This window comes from Kribbella sp. NPDC049584 (genome assembly GCF_040675555.1).
Taxonomy (GTDB): domain Bacteria; phylum Actinomycetota; class Actinomycetes; order Propionibacteriales; family Kribbellaceae; genus Kribbella.
Window position 1 is genome coordinate 1 of record NZ_JBFAPF010000009.1, and the last position, 13,787, is coordinate 13,787.

Sequence of the window (13,787 nt, forward strand, 5' to 3'; positions counted from 1 at the left end):
CTTGTTCTGTCGTGTGGCGTCCCGCTATGCCACCTCCTCCGCTCGGCTCCGCCGCCCTCCGACCGGGGGGGGGGGGGGGGCGCGGGGGGGGGGGCGCCCCCCCCCCCCCCCCCCCCGACGGTGACAACCGGCTACTACCTGTACAGAACCTTGTAGACGGCGCCCGGGCCGAAGACCGGTGCGGAGACGAACAGCTCGCCCCACCGGTTGAAGCCCGCCCCGCCTGGCAGCGTCAGCTGATCCTTCACCAGTTCCCGTGCATACCCTGCGCGATGGTTCCTGCCCGGGTACTGCAGGAAGAGCCCACCGTGCGTCGGGCCGCTCATCTCGAACTTCAGCCAGCTCGCCTTGTCCAACTCGACGACTGCGAGCGTGCCGCGCGGACCGCCGGCCAGGTCGACGATCGACGTGTAACCGTCTGCGTACCGCTTGCAGTTGCCCTTGTTCGGCTTGACCGGATCGCACACCGCGCCCACCGAGCCCGGCTTGATCCGCCAGATCTCCGACGTCCCCGGCGTTGCCGGGAAGCCACGGAGCTCACCGACGTACCAGTAGCCGTCCGAGCCCACCGTGACCGACGTGGCCACTGCTTCGGCGACGAACGGTGTACCGGCCGGCGGAGCCTCGCTACCGAGGCCAGCGGGCACCTTGACCGTGCGTGGCTTCAGCCGCGCGACCGTCTTGACGTGACCGTTCGGCCACACCCTCAGCAGATCGTTGTTCGCGGCATCGGACACCAGAACCGTGCCGTCACTCAGGGCCGCAACACCGAACGGGTTGGACTCCGTCGGTGAGTCGGCCTGGTTGTACGGGTCCGGGTCGTGCGTCTGGTACGCCGCGATGTCCGCGACCTTGATCGGCGCCTTCCCGTACCGCATCCGGTACAGCGTCGAGCTGCCCGGCACCGGCGGCTGTCCCGGCTCGCCGCCCGCACCCGTCAGTGCGTACGTCGTACCCCACTTGTTCGTGTCGATCGCGGGCGGGAACCCGCCCGTGCCCGGCACCGTGCCGAGTTTCACGGACCTGTGGCCGTTCGTCACGTACACCGAACCGTCGGTGACGCTGTAGATGACCAGGTTCTTGTACGTCGAGACGCCGCGCGGGCCGTTCAAACCCGTTGCCACCGGCTTCAAACTACTGCGATGACCACCGGCATCGGCCTGCCCGGCCACCAGCAACGAACCGGCCAACGCGAGTGCGGCGGCTGCCGCAACACGTGTTCGTACCCCCATACGAATCCCCCTGCCACTGTGTCTCCCCAGGCGTGGAAACGCCTCCACAGACCGGACCATCGCAACACGTGGTCACGATCTGGTCAAGCGCTGCGGGTCAGTGCAGGAGCGGATCGACGGCCGCTGCGATGAACAGCAACGCCAGGTAGATATTCGAGAAGTGGAAGAGCCGCATCGGCCGCAGGGCAGCGCCTTCCGCGCCGGTGTGGGCCCGGAGCAACAACCGGCGGGCCTCCCGGAGGAACACGAAACCGAGCACGATCGAGGCCAGCGGATACACGTACCCGGTGCCCGCGATGGGCCAGAGCGCGAGCGACGTGATCACCATGACAACGGAGTACGCCATGATCTGCCGCGCGGTGGCGACCGGGGTGGCGACTACCGGCAGCATCGGCACGTCGACGGATGCGTAGTCCTCGCGGTACCGCATCGCCAGCGACCAGGTGTGCGGCGGCGTCCAGAAGAACACGACCAGGAACAGCACGACCGGGGTCCAGGCCAGCTTGCCGGTGACCGCGGTCCAGCCGATCAGGGTCGGGAAGCAGCCGGCGATACCGCCCCAGACGATGTTCTGCACGGTCCGGCGCTTCAGCACCATCGTGTAGCCGAAGACGTAGAACAGGTTCGCCGCCAGCGCGAGGCCGGACGACAGCCAGTTCACGAAGAAGCCGAGCTCCAGCGTGGCCAGCACGCCGAGCACGACGCCGAAGATCGTCGCCGAGCGCGGGCTGACCGCGTGCCGCGGCAACGGGCGGCGCCGGGTCCGGCGCATCTGCTCGTCGATGTCGCGGTCGAGCACGCAGTTGATCGTGTTCGCGCTGCCGGAGGCGAGGATGCCGCCGATCAGGGTGGCCACCACGACCTCGAGCCCGGGCACTCCACCGGCGGCCAGGAACATCACCGGCACGGTGGTGATCAGCAGCAGCTCGATGATGCGCGGCTTGGTCAGACCGACGTACGCCTTCACCACGTCGCGCACCGACGGACTCACCACAGCAGTAGCGTCCGGCAGCGGCGTCGGGTACGACGTCGTCGCGGCGGGACGCGGGTCGACGGCCGTCACGAACACCTCGAACAAAGTGGGTTGACGCCGGACTTCCGGCGCTGACGATTCAGCAGTCTACGACGCCCCGTAGGAGGGTTCTCGCACCCCCCTCCGATGAGCCCGGCAAGAGCCCGGTACGAGCCCGGAACGAGCACAGTGTGACCTCGGAGACGTCGGGGAACAGCGGAAGTTGCTGAACGGTTGACAAACAGTCGAGCGGTGCGCAACAGGGACAGTCCCCCGCAGTAGGCTCATCCCGTGTGCGTACCGAGAAGGCACTGTGAGTCTGCATCGAGAGGAGCGCCGGCGGCGTGACGGAGAAGACCAGCCCCAAGCTTGAATGGACCGAGCTCGACCAGCGCGCGGTCGACACCGTCAGGGTGCTCGCGATGGACGCGGTGGAGAAGGTCGGCAACGGCCACCCCGGTACGGCGATGAGCCTCGCGCCGGCGGCGTACCTGCTGTTCCAGAAGGTGATGCGGCACAACCCGGCGGACCCGCACTGGCCGGGCCGCGACCGGTTCGTGCTGTCCGCGGGTCACTCGAGCCTGACGCTGTACATCCAGCTCTACCTGGCCGGCTTCGGCCTCGAGCTGGACGACCTGAAGGCGCTGCGGACCTGGGGCAGCAAGACCCCGGGCCACCCGGAGTACCGGCACACCCCCGGCGTCGAGACCACCACCGGCCCGCTCGGCCAGGGCGTCGGCAACGCCGTCGGCATGGCGATGGCGGCCCGCCGCGAGCGCGGCCTGCTCGAGCCGGACGCGCCGAAGGGCGAGGGTCTGTTCGATCACAACATCTACGTGATCGCGTCCGACGGTGACCTGGAGGAGGGCGTCTCGGCCGAGGCGTCGTCGCTGGCCGGTCACCAGAAGCTCGGCAACCTGACCGTCATCTACGACGCGAACAAGATCTCGATCGAGGACAACACCGACATCGCGTTCTCCGAGGACGTCGCGGCCCGGTACGCGGCGTACGGCTGGCACGTCCAGGACGTCGACTGGACCCAGGGCGGCACGGGCTACCACGAGGACGTCCAGGCGCTGTACGACGCGCTGGAGGCGGCCCGGGCGGTCACCGACAAGCCGAGCTTCATCCGGCTGCACACGATCATCGGCTGGCCGGCCCCGAACAAGCAGAACACCGGCAAGATCCACGGCTCGGCGCTCGGCGCCGACGAGGTCGCCGCGACCAAGAAGGTCCTCGGCTGGGACCCGGAGCAGTCGTTCCAGGTCGCCGACGACGTCCTCGCGCACACCCGCGAGGCGCTGGACCGCGGCAAGGCCCTCGAGGCCGAGTGGAACGAGAAGTTCGACGCGTGGAAGGCGGCGAACCCGGAGCGGGCCGCGCTGCTCGACCGGCTGTCGAAGCGCGAGCTGCCGGCCGGCTGGAAGGACGCGCTGCCGAGCTGGGACGCCGACGCCAAGGGCGTTGCCACCCGCGCGGCCTCCGGTGAGGTGCTGACGAAGCTGACCCCGGAGCTGCCGGAGCTGTGGGGCGGTTCGGCCGACCTGGCCGGCTCGAACAACACCACCCCGAAGAGCCAGCCGTCGTTCATCCCGCCGGAGTTCGCCACGAAGGAGTTCCAGGGCGACTGGTACGGCCGCGTGCTGCACTTCGGCATCCGCGAGCACGCCATGGGCTCGGTGATGAACGGCATCGCCCTGCACGGCCTGACCCGCCCCTACGGCGGTACGTTCCTGGTCTTCTCGGACTACATGCGCCCGGCGGTCCGGCTGGCCGCGTTGATGAAGCTGCCGGTGACGTACGTCTGGACGCACGACTCGATCGGCCTCGGCGAGGACGGCCCGACGCACCAGCCGGTCGAGCACCTGTCGGCGCTGCGGGCCATCCCGGGCTTGGACATCGTCCGCCCCGGCGATGCGAACGAGACGGCCGCCGCGTGGGCCGCGATCCTCGAGCACACCGACCGCCCGGCCGGCCTCGTGCTGACCCGGCAGAACGTGCCGACGTTCCCCCGCGGCACGGACGGATACGCCACGACGGAGAACGTCCACAAGGGCGCGTACGTGCTGCTGGACACCGAAGGCACGCCGGACGTCGTGCTGATCGGCACCGGCTCCGAGGTCCAGCTCGCGGTCGAGGCGCGGGCCAAGCTGGCCGAGGAGGGCGTCAACGCCCGCGTGGTCTCGATGGTCTCGCGCGAGTGGTTCGACGAGCAGGACGACGCGTACCGCGAGTCGGTCATCCCGGCAGACGTCCGCGCCCGGGTCTCGGTCGAGGCCGGGATCGCCCAGAGCTGGCACGACATCGTCGGCGACTCCGGCCGGTCGGTCAGCCTGGAGCACTACGGCGCCTCGGCGGCGTACCAGACGCTGTACGACGAGTTCGGCATCACGGCCGACGCGGTCGTCCAGGCAGCCAAGGACAGCATCGCCGCGGCCGCACAGATCAGCGGACCGGGCGTGCCGCCCGGCCGCGCCGCCGCCGGACCGGTCGGACCGGCGGACGCGGGCGAGGCCGGTGGCGGCCAGGTCGCCTCCGCGAACTGAGACACCCCAACAACAGAAGAGTTTCGGAAGAAGGCATCGGACATGAACGATCGCTTGAAAGCACTCGCCGACGCGGGTGTCTCCATCTGGCTCGACGACCTCTCCCGCCAGCGGCTGACCAGCGGCAGCCTGCAGGCGCTGATCGAGGACAAGCACGTGGTCGGTGTGACCACGAACCCGACCATCTTCGCCAAGGCCATCTCGGACGCCGACGCGTACGCCGAGACCGTCAGCCGGCTGGCCGCCCAGGGCGTGTCCACCGACGAGGCGATCCGGGTCATCACCACCAGCGACGTCCGGGACGCGGCCGACGTCTTCAAGCCGGCGTACGACGACTCCGAGGGCCAGGACGGCCGGGTGTCGATCGAGGTCGAGCCGACGCTCGCGCACGACACCGCGAAGACCGTCGAGCAGGCCAAGCAGCTGTGGGACATCGTCGGCCGGGAGAACATCTTCATCAAGATCCCCGCCACGAAGGCAGGGCTGCCGGCGATCACCCAGACGCTGGCCGCCGGGATCAGCGTGAACGTGACGCTGATCTTCTCCCTGGAGCGGTACAAGGCCGTCGTCGCCGCGTTCCTGGACGGCCTCGAGCAGGCCGTCGAGAACGGCCACGACGTGACCAAGATGGCCAGCGTCGCGTCGTTCTTCGTCAGCCGGGTGGACACCGAGGTGGACAAGCGGCTGGACGCGATCGGCACCGACGAGGCGAAGGCGCTGAAGGGCAAGGCCGGGATCGCCAACGCCCGGCTCGCCTTCGAGGCGTACGAGGAGATCTTCGACACCGACCGCTGGCGCGAGCTCGAGACCGCCGGCGCCAAGCCGCAGCGGCCGCTGTGGGCGTCCACCGGCACCAAGGACCCGTCGTACTCCCCCACGCTGTACGTCGACAACCTTGTCACCAAGGGCGTCGTGAACACGATGCCTGAGGCAACGATCAAGGCGGTCGAGGAGCACAGCGAGTTCTCCGGCGACACGGTCCGCGGCACCTATGACGAGTCCCGCAGGGTGATCGCCGACCTGGAGAAGCTGGGCATCTCCTACGACGAGGTCGTCCAGCTGCTGGAGGATGAGGGCGTGGCCAAGTTCGAGGCCTCTTGGTCCGAGCTGCAGAACACCGTCACAGCGGCCCTGAAGGGCGCGGCCAAGTGAGCGCTCCGAAGGTCAGCACGCAGAACGGCGACTGGGCCGAGGTCGTCGACAAGCTGGTCGCCGAGAAGATCGCGTCCCGGATCGCCGCGAAGGACGCGACGATCTGGGGCCCGGACGCCGAGCACGAAGCGTCGATCCGGCTGGGCTGGGTCGACCTGCACGACACCTCGCGGCCGCTGCTGGCCGAGATCGAGGCCCTGCAGGCGGACCTCCGGTCCGAGGGTCTGGACCGGATCGTCCTGTCCGGCATGGGCGGCTCGTCGCTGGCGCCCGAGGTCATCACCCGGACGGCGGGCGTCGAGCTCGTCGTGCTGGACTCGACCGACCCGAGCGTGGTCGGGCGGGCACTGGCCGGTGACCTCTCGAAGACCGTGATCGTCGTGTCGAGCAAGTCCGGCGGGACGGTCGAGACCGACAGCCACCGGCGGGTGTTCGTCAAGGCGTTCCAGGACGCGGGTATCGACGCCGCGTCGCGGGTCGTCGTGGTGACCGACCCGGGTTCGCCGTTCGAGAAGCTCGCGGCCGACGAGGGCTACCGCAAGACGTTCCTGGCCGACCCGAACGTGGGCGGCCGGTACAGCGCGCTCACGGCGTTCGGCCTGGTGCCGTCCGGCCTGGCCGGCGCGGACATCGCCGAACTGCTCGACCAGGCGGCCGAGGCGGCCCCAGAGCTGCAGGCCGACTCGACCGACAACCCGGCGCTCTGGCTGGGTGCTGTGCTCGCGGCGAGTGCCGGCCGGGACAAGGCGATCATCACCGCCGACGGGTCCGACATCGTCGGGTTCCCGGACTGGGCCGAGCAGCTGATCGCGGAGAGCACGGGCAAGAACGGCACCGGCGTACTGCCGGTCGCGGTCGAGGTCGGCGCGCCGGAGCTGCACAGCGACGCTGCTGATCTGACCAACGCGCTGCTCGCGGAGAAGGCGACCAGCGGTGTGCCGACGGCGCTGACTTCGGGCTCGCTCGGCGGTCAGATGCTGCTCTGGGAGACGGCGACGGCGGTGGCGGGCTACCTGCTCGGCATCAACCCGTTCGACCAGCCCGATGTGGAGAGCGCGAAGAAGGCCGCCCGCGGTCTGCTCGACGCGCAGCCGGAGCCGGAGGCGGCCGCCTTCGCCGAAGGCGCTGTCGAGGTCCGGGGGTCCGAGGGTCTGCTGGACGGCGTGGACTCGCTGCAGGGCGCGGTGGACGCGCTGCTCGGCAAGCTCGACGCCAAGGGGTACGTCGCGGTCATGGCGTACCTGGACTCCGAGCGCGACGCCGACCTGTTCGGCGTACGGCCGGCGCTGGCGACGAAGACCGGCCGTCCGGTGACCTTCGGCTGGGGCCCGCGGTTCCTGCACTCGACCGGTCAGTACCACAAGGGCGGACACCCCGAGGGCGTGTTCCTGCAGATCACCGGGGCGCACCCGACCGACGTGGAGATCCCCGATCGGCCGTTCAGTTTCGGTACGTTGATCACGGCGCAGGCCGCCGGCGATGCCGGAGTACTGGCGGAGCGCGGGCGTCCGGTCCTGCGTCTGCACCTGACCGACGTGGCGAACGGCGTACAGCAACTCCTGTCGTTGTTCGGCAACTGAGACACGGGGAGGAAGCGGGCAATGACCGCTGAGCTCGACGATGGGCCGGGCGACATCACGCCGCACCGGAACCCGCTGCGGGATCCGCAGGACCGGCGGCTGCCGCGGATCGCGGGGCCGTGCAGCCTGGTGATCTTCGGCGTGACCGGCGACCTGGCCCGCAAGAAGCTGATGCCGGCGGTCTACGACTTGGCGAACCGGGGGCTGCTGCCTCCCGGTTTCGCCCTGGTCGGGTTCGCCCGCCGCGACTACACCAATCAGGACTTCGCCCAGATCGTGCACGACTCGGTGAAGGAGCACGCCCGGACTCCGTTCCGCGAGGAGGTCTGGCAACAGCTCTCCGAGGGTTTCCGGTTCGTGCCGGGTGACCTGACCGACGACGTGGCGTTCGAGCGGCTGCGCGAGACGGTCGACGAGCTGGACGTCACCCGCGGTACGGGCGGCAATCACGCGTTCTACCTGTCGATCCCGCCGGGCCTGTTCCCGGAGGTCGTGCGGCAACTGTCCGAGCACGGGCTGACCGACGAGAAGCCCGGCTCGTGGCGGCGGGTCGTGATCGAGAAGCCGTTCGGGCACGACCTGCAGAGCGCCCGCGAGCTGAACCGCGTGGTCGAGTCCGTGTTCCCGCCGGAGGCGGTCTTCCGGATCGACCACTACCTGGGCAAGGAGACGGTCCAGAACATCCTGGCGCTGCGGTTCGCCAACGAGATGTTCGAGCCGATCTGGAACAGCAACTACGTCGACCACGTGCAGATCACGATGGCCGAGGACATCGGCATCGGCGGCCGCGCCGGGTACTACGACGGCATCGGCGCTGCCCGCGACGTGATCCAGAACCACCTGCTGCAACTGCTCGCGCTGGTCGCGATGGAAGAGCCGGTCAGCTTCGACGCCTGGTCGTTGCGCCAGGAGAAGAAGAAGGTGCTGAACGCCGTACAGCTGCCGGAGCGTCTGGACCTTCACAGCGCCCGCGGTCAGTACGCGGCCGGCTGGGCCGGTGGCGTGAAGGTCAAGGGATACCTGCAGGAAGACGGCATTCCGCCGACTTCGGCGACCGAGACGTTCGCGGCACTGCGGGTCGACGTCGACACCCGCCGGTGGGCGGGAGTCCCGTTCTACCTGCGCACCGGTAAGCGGCTCGGGCGCCGGGTGACCGAGGTCGCGGTGATGTTCAAGCGCGCGCCGCACCTGCCGTTCACCAAGACCGAGACCGAAGAGCTCGGGCAGAACGCACTGGTCCTGCGGATCCAGCCGGACGAGGGCATCACCATCCGCTTCGGCGCCAAGGTGCCCGGGACGACGATGGAGATCCGCGACGTGAACATGGACTTCCAGTACGGCGGTTCGTTCACCGAGTCCTCCCCGGAGGCGTACGAGCGGCTGATCCTCGACGTACTGCTCGGTGATCCACCGCTGTTCCCGCAGCACACCGAGGTGGAGCTGGGCTGGAAGATCCTCGATCCGGTGCTCGACTACTGGGCCAGGCACGGCAAGCCGGAGCAGTATCCCTCCGGCGACTGGGGACCGGACTCCGCGCACGAGATGCTCGCCCGCGACGGACGGTCCTGGAGGCGGCCATGATCATCGACCTGACCGATACGACGTCGAGCGAGATCGCCTCGGCGCTGCTGAAGGCCCGCCGGCATGCGGGTTCGCCGGCCATGGGCATGGTCGGCACGATCGTGGTCGTCGTCGACGAGGCGTCGCACCACGACGCGATGAAGGCCGCGAACGAAGCCGGTCGCGAACACCCGTCGCGCGTCCTGGTCGCGATCCTGCGGCCCGGCCGTGGCGCGCCGGGGCTGGACGCGGAGGTGCGCGTCGGCGAGGGCATCCCGGGCGAGGCCGTGCTGCTCCGGTTGCACGGTGAGCTGGCGAAGGTGCCGGAGTCGGTCATCACACCGCTGCTGCTGCCCGACTCCCCTGTCATCGTCTGGTGGCCAGGCGGCGGGCCGAAGGTTCCGGCCGACGACCCGCTGGGACGGCTCGGCCGGCGTCGCGTGACGGATGCTGCGTCGACGCGGCGGGCTTCGGTGGACTTCAGTGCGCGGGCCGAGGGCTACAAGCCCGGCGACACCGACTTCGCGTGGACGCGGTTGACGCCGTGGCGTGCGTTGATGGCGGCGGCGCTGGACCAGTACCCGACGAAGGTGACCGGCGCCGAGGTTGCGGCCGCCAAGGGCAACCCGAGCGCGGACCTGATGGCTGCATGGCTGCAGTCGCGGCTGAAGGTGCCCGTGGAGCAGCGGAATTCCCGCGGGCCGGGCGTGACCGCCGTACGGCTGTTCACGCCGTCCGGGCAGATCGCGCTGACGCGGCCGGATGGCGCGGTGGCGACGTTCAGCGTGCCGGGTCAGCCGGATCGCCCGGTGGCGTTGAAGCGGCGTACGACGTCCGAGCTGCTCAGCGAGGAGCTGCGCCGGCTCGACCCGGACGACGTGTACGCCAAGACGCTGGCGTGCATGGTCGAGCGGGACCAGATGCCGGCGGCCGAGAAGAAGGTCGACGCGACGGCCCGGAAGTCGACGGCGGCGAGCGTGAGCGCGGCGGGCAAGAAGGTGACTTCTGCGCAGCAGCCTGCCGCCGCGCAGAAGAAGGCGGCGGCCCCGAAGAAGGCGGCTGCAAAGAAGACCGGGGCGAAGAAGACCGCGGTCAAGAAGACGGGTGCGGCCAAGAAGGTTGCCGGGAGCAAGCGGGTGGCGAAGCGATGACTGTCGATCCGGAGTTGCTGATTCACACCGACGCCGAGGACCTGGCGTTCTCGGTGGCCGAGCGGTTGATCACTGCGCTCGCCGACGCCCAGAGCACCGGCGGGGTCGCGCACATCGTCCTCACCGGCGGCCGGGTGGCCGCCGAGGTGTATCGCGCGGTGGCGGGATCGCCGGCGAAGGTCGAGGTCGACTGGCACCGGGTCGAGTTCTGGTGGGGCGACGAACGCTTCCTGCCCGACGGCGACCCGGAGCGGAACGAGACGCAGGCGCGGGACGCCCTGCTGTCCGCGATCGACGTCGACCCGGCGCGGGTGCATCCGATGCCGGCCGACAACGGACAGGGCGCTGAGGCGGCGGCAGCGGCGTACGCCGACGAGCTGGAAGCAGCCGGTCCGCCGACGTTCGACGTACTGATGCTCGGCGTCGGGCCGGACGGCCATGTGGCGTCGCTGTTCCCGGGGTATCCGCAGCTCGAGGTCGTCGACGTCGCGGCGGTCGCGGTGCACGACTCCCCCAAGCCGCCGCCGACCCGGGTGTCGCTGACCATGCCGCTGCTCAATCGGACGCGCGAGGTCTGGTTCGTGGTGTCCGGCGAGGACAAGGCCGACGCGGTCGCGACGGCTCTGGCCGAAGGTGACGTCCCGGCCGCCCGGCCGAAGGGCGAGAACCGCACACTCTGGCTCCTGGACCAGGCAGCGGCCTCGAAGCTGTCGTAGTTCGCCGGGCACCGAAGCGTGAGGGTGACAGACTCGGCGAATGACCTTCCGCGAGTTGCACACCGCTCCGTTCGTGATGCCGAATGCCTGGGACGCCGGAAGTGCGGTGATCCTCGCGGCGGCCGGCTTCCCGGCGATCGCGACGACGAGCGCAGGGATCGCGTTCTCGATGGCGAAGGGCGATCACACACTGCCCGACGGCGCGCCGGCGGTGTCGCGGGAGGCGATGTTCGAGCGCGTGCGGGAGATCGCGGCCGCCAGCGCCGTACCGGTGAACGGGGACCTCGAGGACGGGTACGGCGCTGAGCCGGGGCGCGTCGCGGACACGATCACGCTGGCCCGCGAGGCCGGGCTGGCGGGCGGGAACATCGAGGACTTCGACGGGCGGAAGCTGTACGACGCCGAGCTGGCGGCCGAACGGATCGTGGCCGCGCGTGAGGCTGCGGGGTCCGAGTTCGTGCTGACCGCGCGGACGGACGGGCAGTTGCTGCGTACGCCGACGTCGCTGGCGGACTCGATCGATCGCGCCAACCGCTTCCGCGCGGCGGGTGCCGACTGCCTGTACGTACCTGGGGTGAACGACCTGGACGCGATCCGCCTGCTGGTGCGGGAGATCGACGGTCCGCTCAATGTGGTGATGGGCCTCGGTACGTCGACGCTCACCGTCGCCGATCTGCAGGGCGCCGGGGTGACCCGGATCAGTCTCGGCGGCAGCATCGCCCGGGCCGCACTTGGGTTCGTCCGCCGGAGTGCGGAGGAACTGGCGACGAAGGGAACGATCGCGTTCGCCGCCGACCAGATCCCGCAGGCTGAACTGAACGTGCTTTTTGCGCGATCATCCAAGGGTGAGCACTAGACCGGTTGCGACGGCCCACAGCATCGTGGGCTTCGTCACCTGCGCCTGCCTGATCATCTTCTACGCGGCCGGCGAACCCTTCGGGGCCATCAACGACCTCGGCAACGCGCTGCTGGGCCTGCTCAGCCTGGCCCTCGCCTGGCTGCTGCGCCCCGCGTCCCCGGTGTTGGTGGGCCTGGTCGCGCTGGGCGCGGCGCTGACGGTCGCAGGCACGGTGCTGGTGCTGACCGGCGTCACCGGGTTCTATCTCGCCGGGTTGTGGTCGAGTGCCGGATTCGGACTGATCGGCGTCTGGCTGGTGGGGACCAGCCGCCGGCTGCGGCCGACGGGGATGGTCGCCGGGGTGCTGATGCTACTTGGGCTCCTCGGCGTACCGGGGATCTTCATGGGCATCGACGACATGGACAACGCACCGGTGTGGACGTTCGTGGCCGGCGTCAGTTGGGCCGGAACGTACCTGCTCTTTCCCGCCTGGAGCCTACGACTGGCTCGGCAGAACCGTCCCGAACGCATCGGCTAGCCCTGGGAACATGCCGCGGACGTCTCCCCCGCCCACCCAGATCCCGATCGCCAACGCAGCAGTTGCCTCCAGCAACTTTGCCCGTGCCAACCCGCCGGCGGTGACGGGAACACAACCGACGCTTCGGACCAGGTCCGCGACGAGGTCGAATCCTCCGTCCCCGCAGATGGGCACACCCAGTCCGGACGGCGGGTTCCGCCAGACTGCGTCCGCGGCGAGGTTGAACGCCTTGACCACCTGCACCTCCGGGACCGCCCGGCTGATCGCCTCGGCAGTGGCCGGTTGCGCCAGCGTGAAATCCCTGTGATCCAAGGCGTTTGTGCAGTCGATCAGCGTCCGCCCCGGCGGCACGAGCTTCGCCACCTCCACCGCCACTTCTGCCGGTACGGCGAGCAGCACGACCTCGCCGTACGCCGCCGCCTCCGTCAACGAGCCCGGCACGGCGCCGATCCGCTTGGCGAGCTCGGCGGCCCGCTCCGGATCGCGACCGCCCACCATCACGTCGTGACCGGCCTCGATCCATCGACCGGCCAGCGCCTCGGCCATCAGTCCGTTGCCCAGTGTTCCTATTCTCATGGGCCCGACGGTAGACAGTCCGATGCGCACCTTCCGGTGTCTATGCTGGGCCGATGCCGTCCGTGAAGCAGTTCCAGGTCACCTTCGATTGCGCGGATCCGGAGCGCGTCGCGCGCTTCTGGTGCGAGGTGCTCGGGTACGTCGTACCGCCGCCGCCGGAGGGCTTCGCCGACTGGGGCGAGTTCGACCGGTCGTTGCCGCCGGAGAGCCAGGGCGCGGCGTTCGCGTGTGTCGACCCAACCGGCGTCGGGCCGCGGCTGTTCTTCCAGCGCGTCCCCGAGGGCAAGGTCGTGAAGAACCGCGTGCACCTCGACGTACGGGTCGGCACCGGTCTCGTACTTGAGGAGCGGCTGGCGGTCCTCGAGGCCGAATGTGTCCGGCTGGAGGCGCTCGGAGCGACGCGCGGGCCGCTGCTGCGTTACGACGGCGTCAACGAGTCGTGCCAGAACATGCAGGACGTCGAGGGCAACGAGTTCTGTCTGGACTGAGCGATGGGCACCAACTGGTGCCTATCGGGCGACGCACAATGGACGGGTGGAGCCGAGATTCTTCTCCGACTGTCAGGCGCGGGTCGCCGCCGACCTGATCAGCGGACGCTGGCCGATGGTCGTGCTGTACTCGCTCTCGCACGGCGCCGCCCGTCCCGGTGACCTCCGCCGCCGGATCGGCGGCATCAGCCAGAAGGTCCTCACCGAGACGCTGCGCCGCCTCGAACACAACGGTCTGGTCGAACGCCGCCGGTACGCCGAAGCGCCGCCGCGTGTCGAGTACTCGCTGACGACCGCGGGCAAGGACCTGCTGGTGCCGATCCGCGCGCTGGGCGACTGGGCCGAGGTTTACGCCGACCAGCTCCCGACCGAAAGCAAACCGTAAACGCCTCCAGGCA

13 protein-coding genes are annotated in these 13,787 nt (G+C 69.7%); 10 read left to right on the plus strand and 3 right to left on the minus strand.

The genetic code is table 11. From position 1 onward, the window contains the following. Positions 1 to 134: 134 nt before the first annotated feature. Positions 135 to 1,232 carry a ScyD/ScyE family protein gene (locus AB0J62_RS27385; protein WP_363877040.1) on the minus strand — a complete coding sequence of 366 codons (1,098 nt, stop codon included), beginning with the start codon at positions 1,230 to 1,232 and terminating at the stop codon, positions 135 to 137. Positions 1,233 to 1,329: 97 nt separating this feature from the next. After that, positions 1,330 to 2,301, minus strand: a complete 972-nt coding sequence (locus AB0J62_RS27390; protein ID WP_363877042.1) for a heme o synthase — start codon at positions 2,299 to 2,301, stop codon at positions 1,330 to 1,332. Between the two features lie 287 nt (positions 2,302 to 2,588). Here AB0J62_RS27390 and tkt point away from each other — a divergent pair, with 287 nt between their 5' ends. From tkt to AB0J62_RS27430, 8 genes are read left to right on the plus strand one after another with little or no spacing between them, the layout of a single operon-like run. Further along, the gene (gene tkt, locus AB0J62_RS27395) at positions 2,589 to 4,790 is read left to right on the plus strand and encodes a transketolase (protein ID WP_363877044.1); all 2,202 of its coding nucleotides are present in this window, start codon (positions 2,589 to 2,591) and stop codon (positions 4,788 to 4,790) included. A 42-nt stretch (positions 4,791 to 4,832) separates the two neighbouring features. Beyond that, positions 4,833 to 5,942, plus strand: a complete 1,110-nt coding sequence (tal, locus tag AB0J62_RS27400; RefSeq protein ID WP_363877046.1) for a transaldolase — start codon at positions 4,833 to 4,835, stop codon at positions 5,940 to 5,942. Then, complete coding sequence (locus AB0J62_RS27405) at positions 5,939 to 7,522, plus strand: glucose-6-phosphate isomerase (protein WP_363877049.1); 1,584 nt, start codon at positions 5,939 to 5,941, stop codon at positions 7,520 to 7,522. The genes tal and AB0J62_RS27405 overlap by 4 nt, the downstream gene beginning before the upstream one ends. A 21-nt stretch (positions 7,523 to 7,543) precedes the next feature. Continuing rightward, positions 7,544 to 9,103, plus strand: a complete 1,560-nt coding sequence (gene zwf / locus AB0J62_RS27410) for a glucose-6-phosphate dehydrogenase (protein WP_363877051.1) — start codon at positions 7,544 to 7,546, stop codon at positions 9,101 to 9,103. Beyond that, complete coding sequence (locus AB0J62_RS27415; RefSeq protein WP_363877053.1) at positions 9,100 to 10,233, plus strand: glucose-6-phosphate dehydrogenase assembly protein OpcA; 1,134 nt, start codon at positions 9,100 to 9,102, stop codon at positions 10,231 to 10,233. The genes zwf and AB0J62_RS27415 overlap by 4 nt, the downstream gene beginning before the upstream one ends. Then, entirely contained in the window at positions 10,230 to 10,949 is a 720-nt protein-coding gene (pgl, locus tag AB0J62_RS27420) for a 6-phosphogluconolactonase (RefSeq protein ID WP_363877056.1), read from the plus strand. The genes AB0J62_RS27415 and pgl overlap by 4 nt, the downstream gene beginning before the upstream one ends. A 40-nt stretch (positions 10,950 to 10,989) precedes the next feature. After that, the gene (locus AB0J62_RS27425; RefSeq protein ID WP_363877058.1) at positions 10,990 to 11,805 is read left to right on the plus strand and encodes an isocitrate lyase/phosphoenolpyruvate mutase family protein; all 816 of its coding nucleotides are present in this window, start codon (positions 10,990 to 10,992) and stop codon (positions 11,803 to 11,805) included. Then, a complete protein-coding gene (locus AB0J62_RS27430; protein ID WP_363877060.1) occupies positions 11,795 to 12,325 on the plus strand; it encodes a hypothetical protein in 531 nt (176 codons plus the stop codon). Before AB0J62_RS27425 ends, AB0J62_RS27430 begins: the two co-directional genes overlap by 11 nt. On the opposite strand, the gene AB0J62_RS27435 is transcribed toward AB0J62_RS27430, so the two are convergent. Continuing rightward, the gene (locus AB0J62_RS27435; protein WP_363877062.1) at positions 12,284 to 12,901 is read right to left on the minus strand and encodes an NAD(P)-binding domain-containing protein; all 618 of its coding nucleotides are present in this window, start codon (positions 12,899 to 12,901) and stop codon (positions 12,284 to 12,286) included. The two genes, AB0J62_RS27430 and AB0J62_RS27435, sit on opposite strands and share 42 nt — an antisense overlap. 53 nt (positions 12,902 to 12,954) lie before the next feature. Between AB0J62_RS27435 and AB0J62_RS27440 the strand changes: the two genes are divergently transcribed. Further along, the gene (locus AB0J62_RS27440; protein ID WP_363877064.1) at positions 12,955 to 13,389 is read left to right on the plus strand and encodes a VOC family protein; all 435 of its coding nucleotides are present in this window, start codon (positions 12,955 to 12,957) and stop codon (positions 13,387 to 13,389) included. A gap of 46 nt (positions 13,390 to 13,435) precedes the next feature. Further along, positions 13,436 to 13,774 carry a helix-turn-helix domain-containing protein gene (locus AB0J62_RS27445; RefSeq protein ID WP_363877066.1) on the plus strand — a complete coding sequence of 113 codons (339 nt, stop codon included), beginning with the start codon at positions 13,436 to 13,438 and terminating at the stop codon, positions 13,772 to 13,774. Positions 13,775 to 13,787: the final 13 nt, after the last annotated feature.

What these genes read in the sequence shown, in the direction of transcription:
- tal (WP_363877046.1), top strand. Translation starts at nt 4,833, where the DNA reads ATGAACGATCGCTTGAAAGCACTCGCCGACGCGGGTGTCTCCATCTGG.
- AB0J62_RS27425 (WP_363877058.1), top strand. Translation starts at nt 10,990, where the DNA reads ATGACCTTCCGCGAGTTGCACACCGCTCCGTTCGTGATGCCGAATGCC.
- zwf (WP_363877051.1), top strand. Translation starts at nt 7,544, where the DNA reads ATGACCGCTGAGCTCGACGATGGGCCGGGCGACATCACGCCGCACCGG.
- AB0J62_RS27415 (WP_363877053.1), top strand. Translation starts at nt 9,100, where the DNA reads ATGATCATCGACCTGACCGATACGACGTCGAGCGAGATCGCCTCGGCG.
- AB0J62_RS27440 (WP_363877064.1), top strand. Translation starts at nt 12,955, where the DNA reads ATGCCGTCCGTGAAGCAGTTCCAGGTCACCTTCGATTGCGCGGATCCG.
- pgl (WP_363877056.1), top strand. Translation starts at nt 10,230, where the DNA reads ATGACTGTCGATCCGGAGTTGCTGATTCACACCGACGCCGAGGACCTG.
- AB0J62_RS27385 (WP_363877040.1), bottom strand. Translation starts at nt 1,232, where the DNA reads ATGGGGGTACGAACACGTGTTGCGGCAGCCGCCGCACTCGCGTTGGCC.
- AB0J62_RS27435 (WP_363877062.1), bottom strand. Translation starts at nt 12,901, where the DNA reads ATGAGAATAGGAACACTGGGCAACGGACTGATGGCCGAGGCGCTGGCC.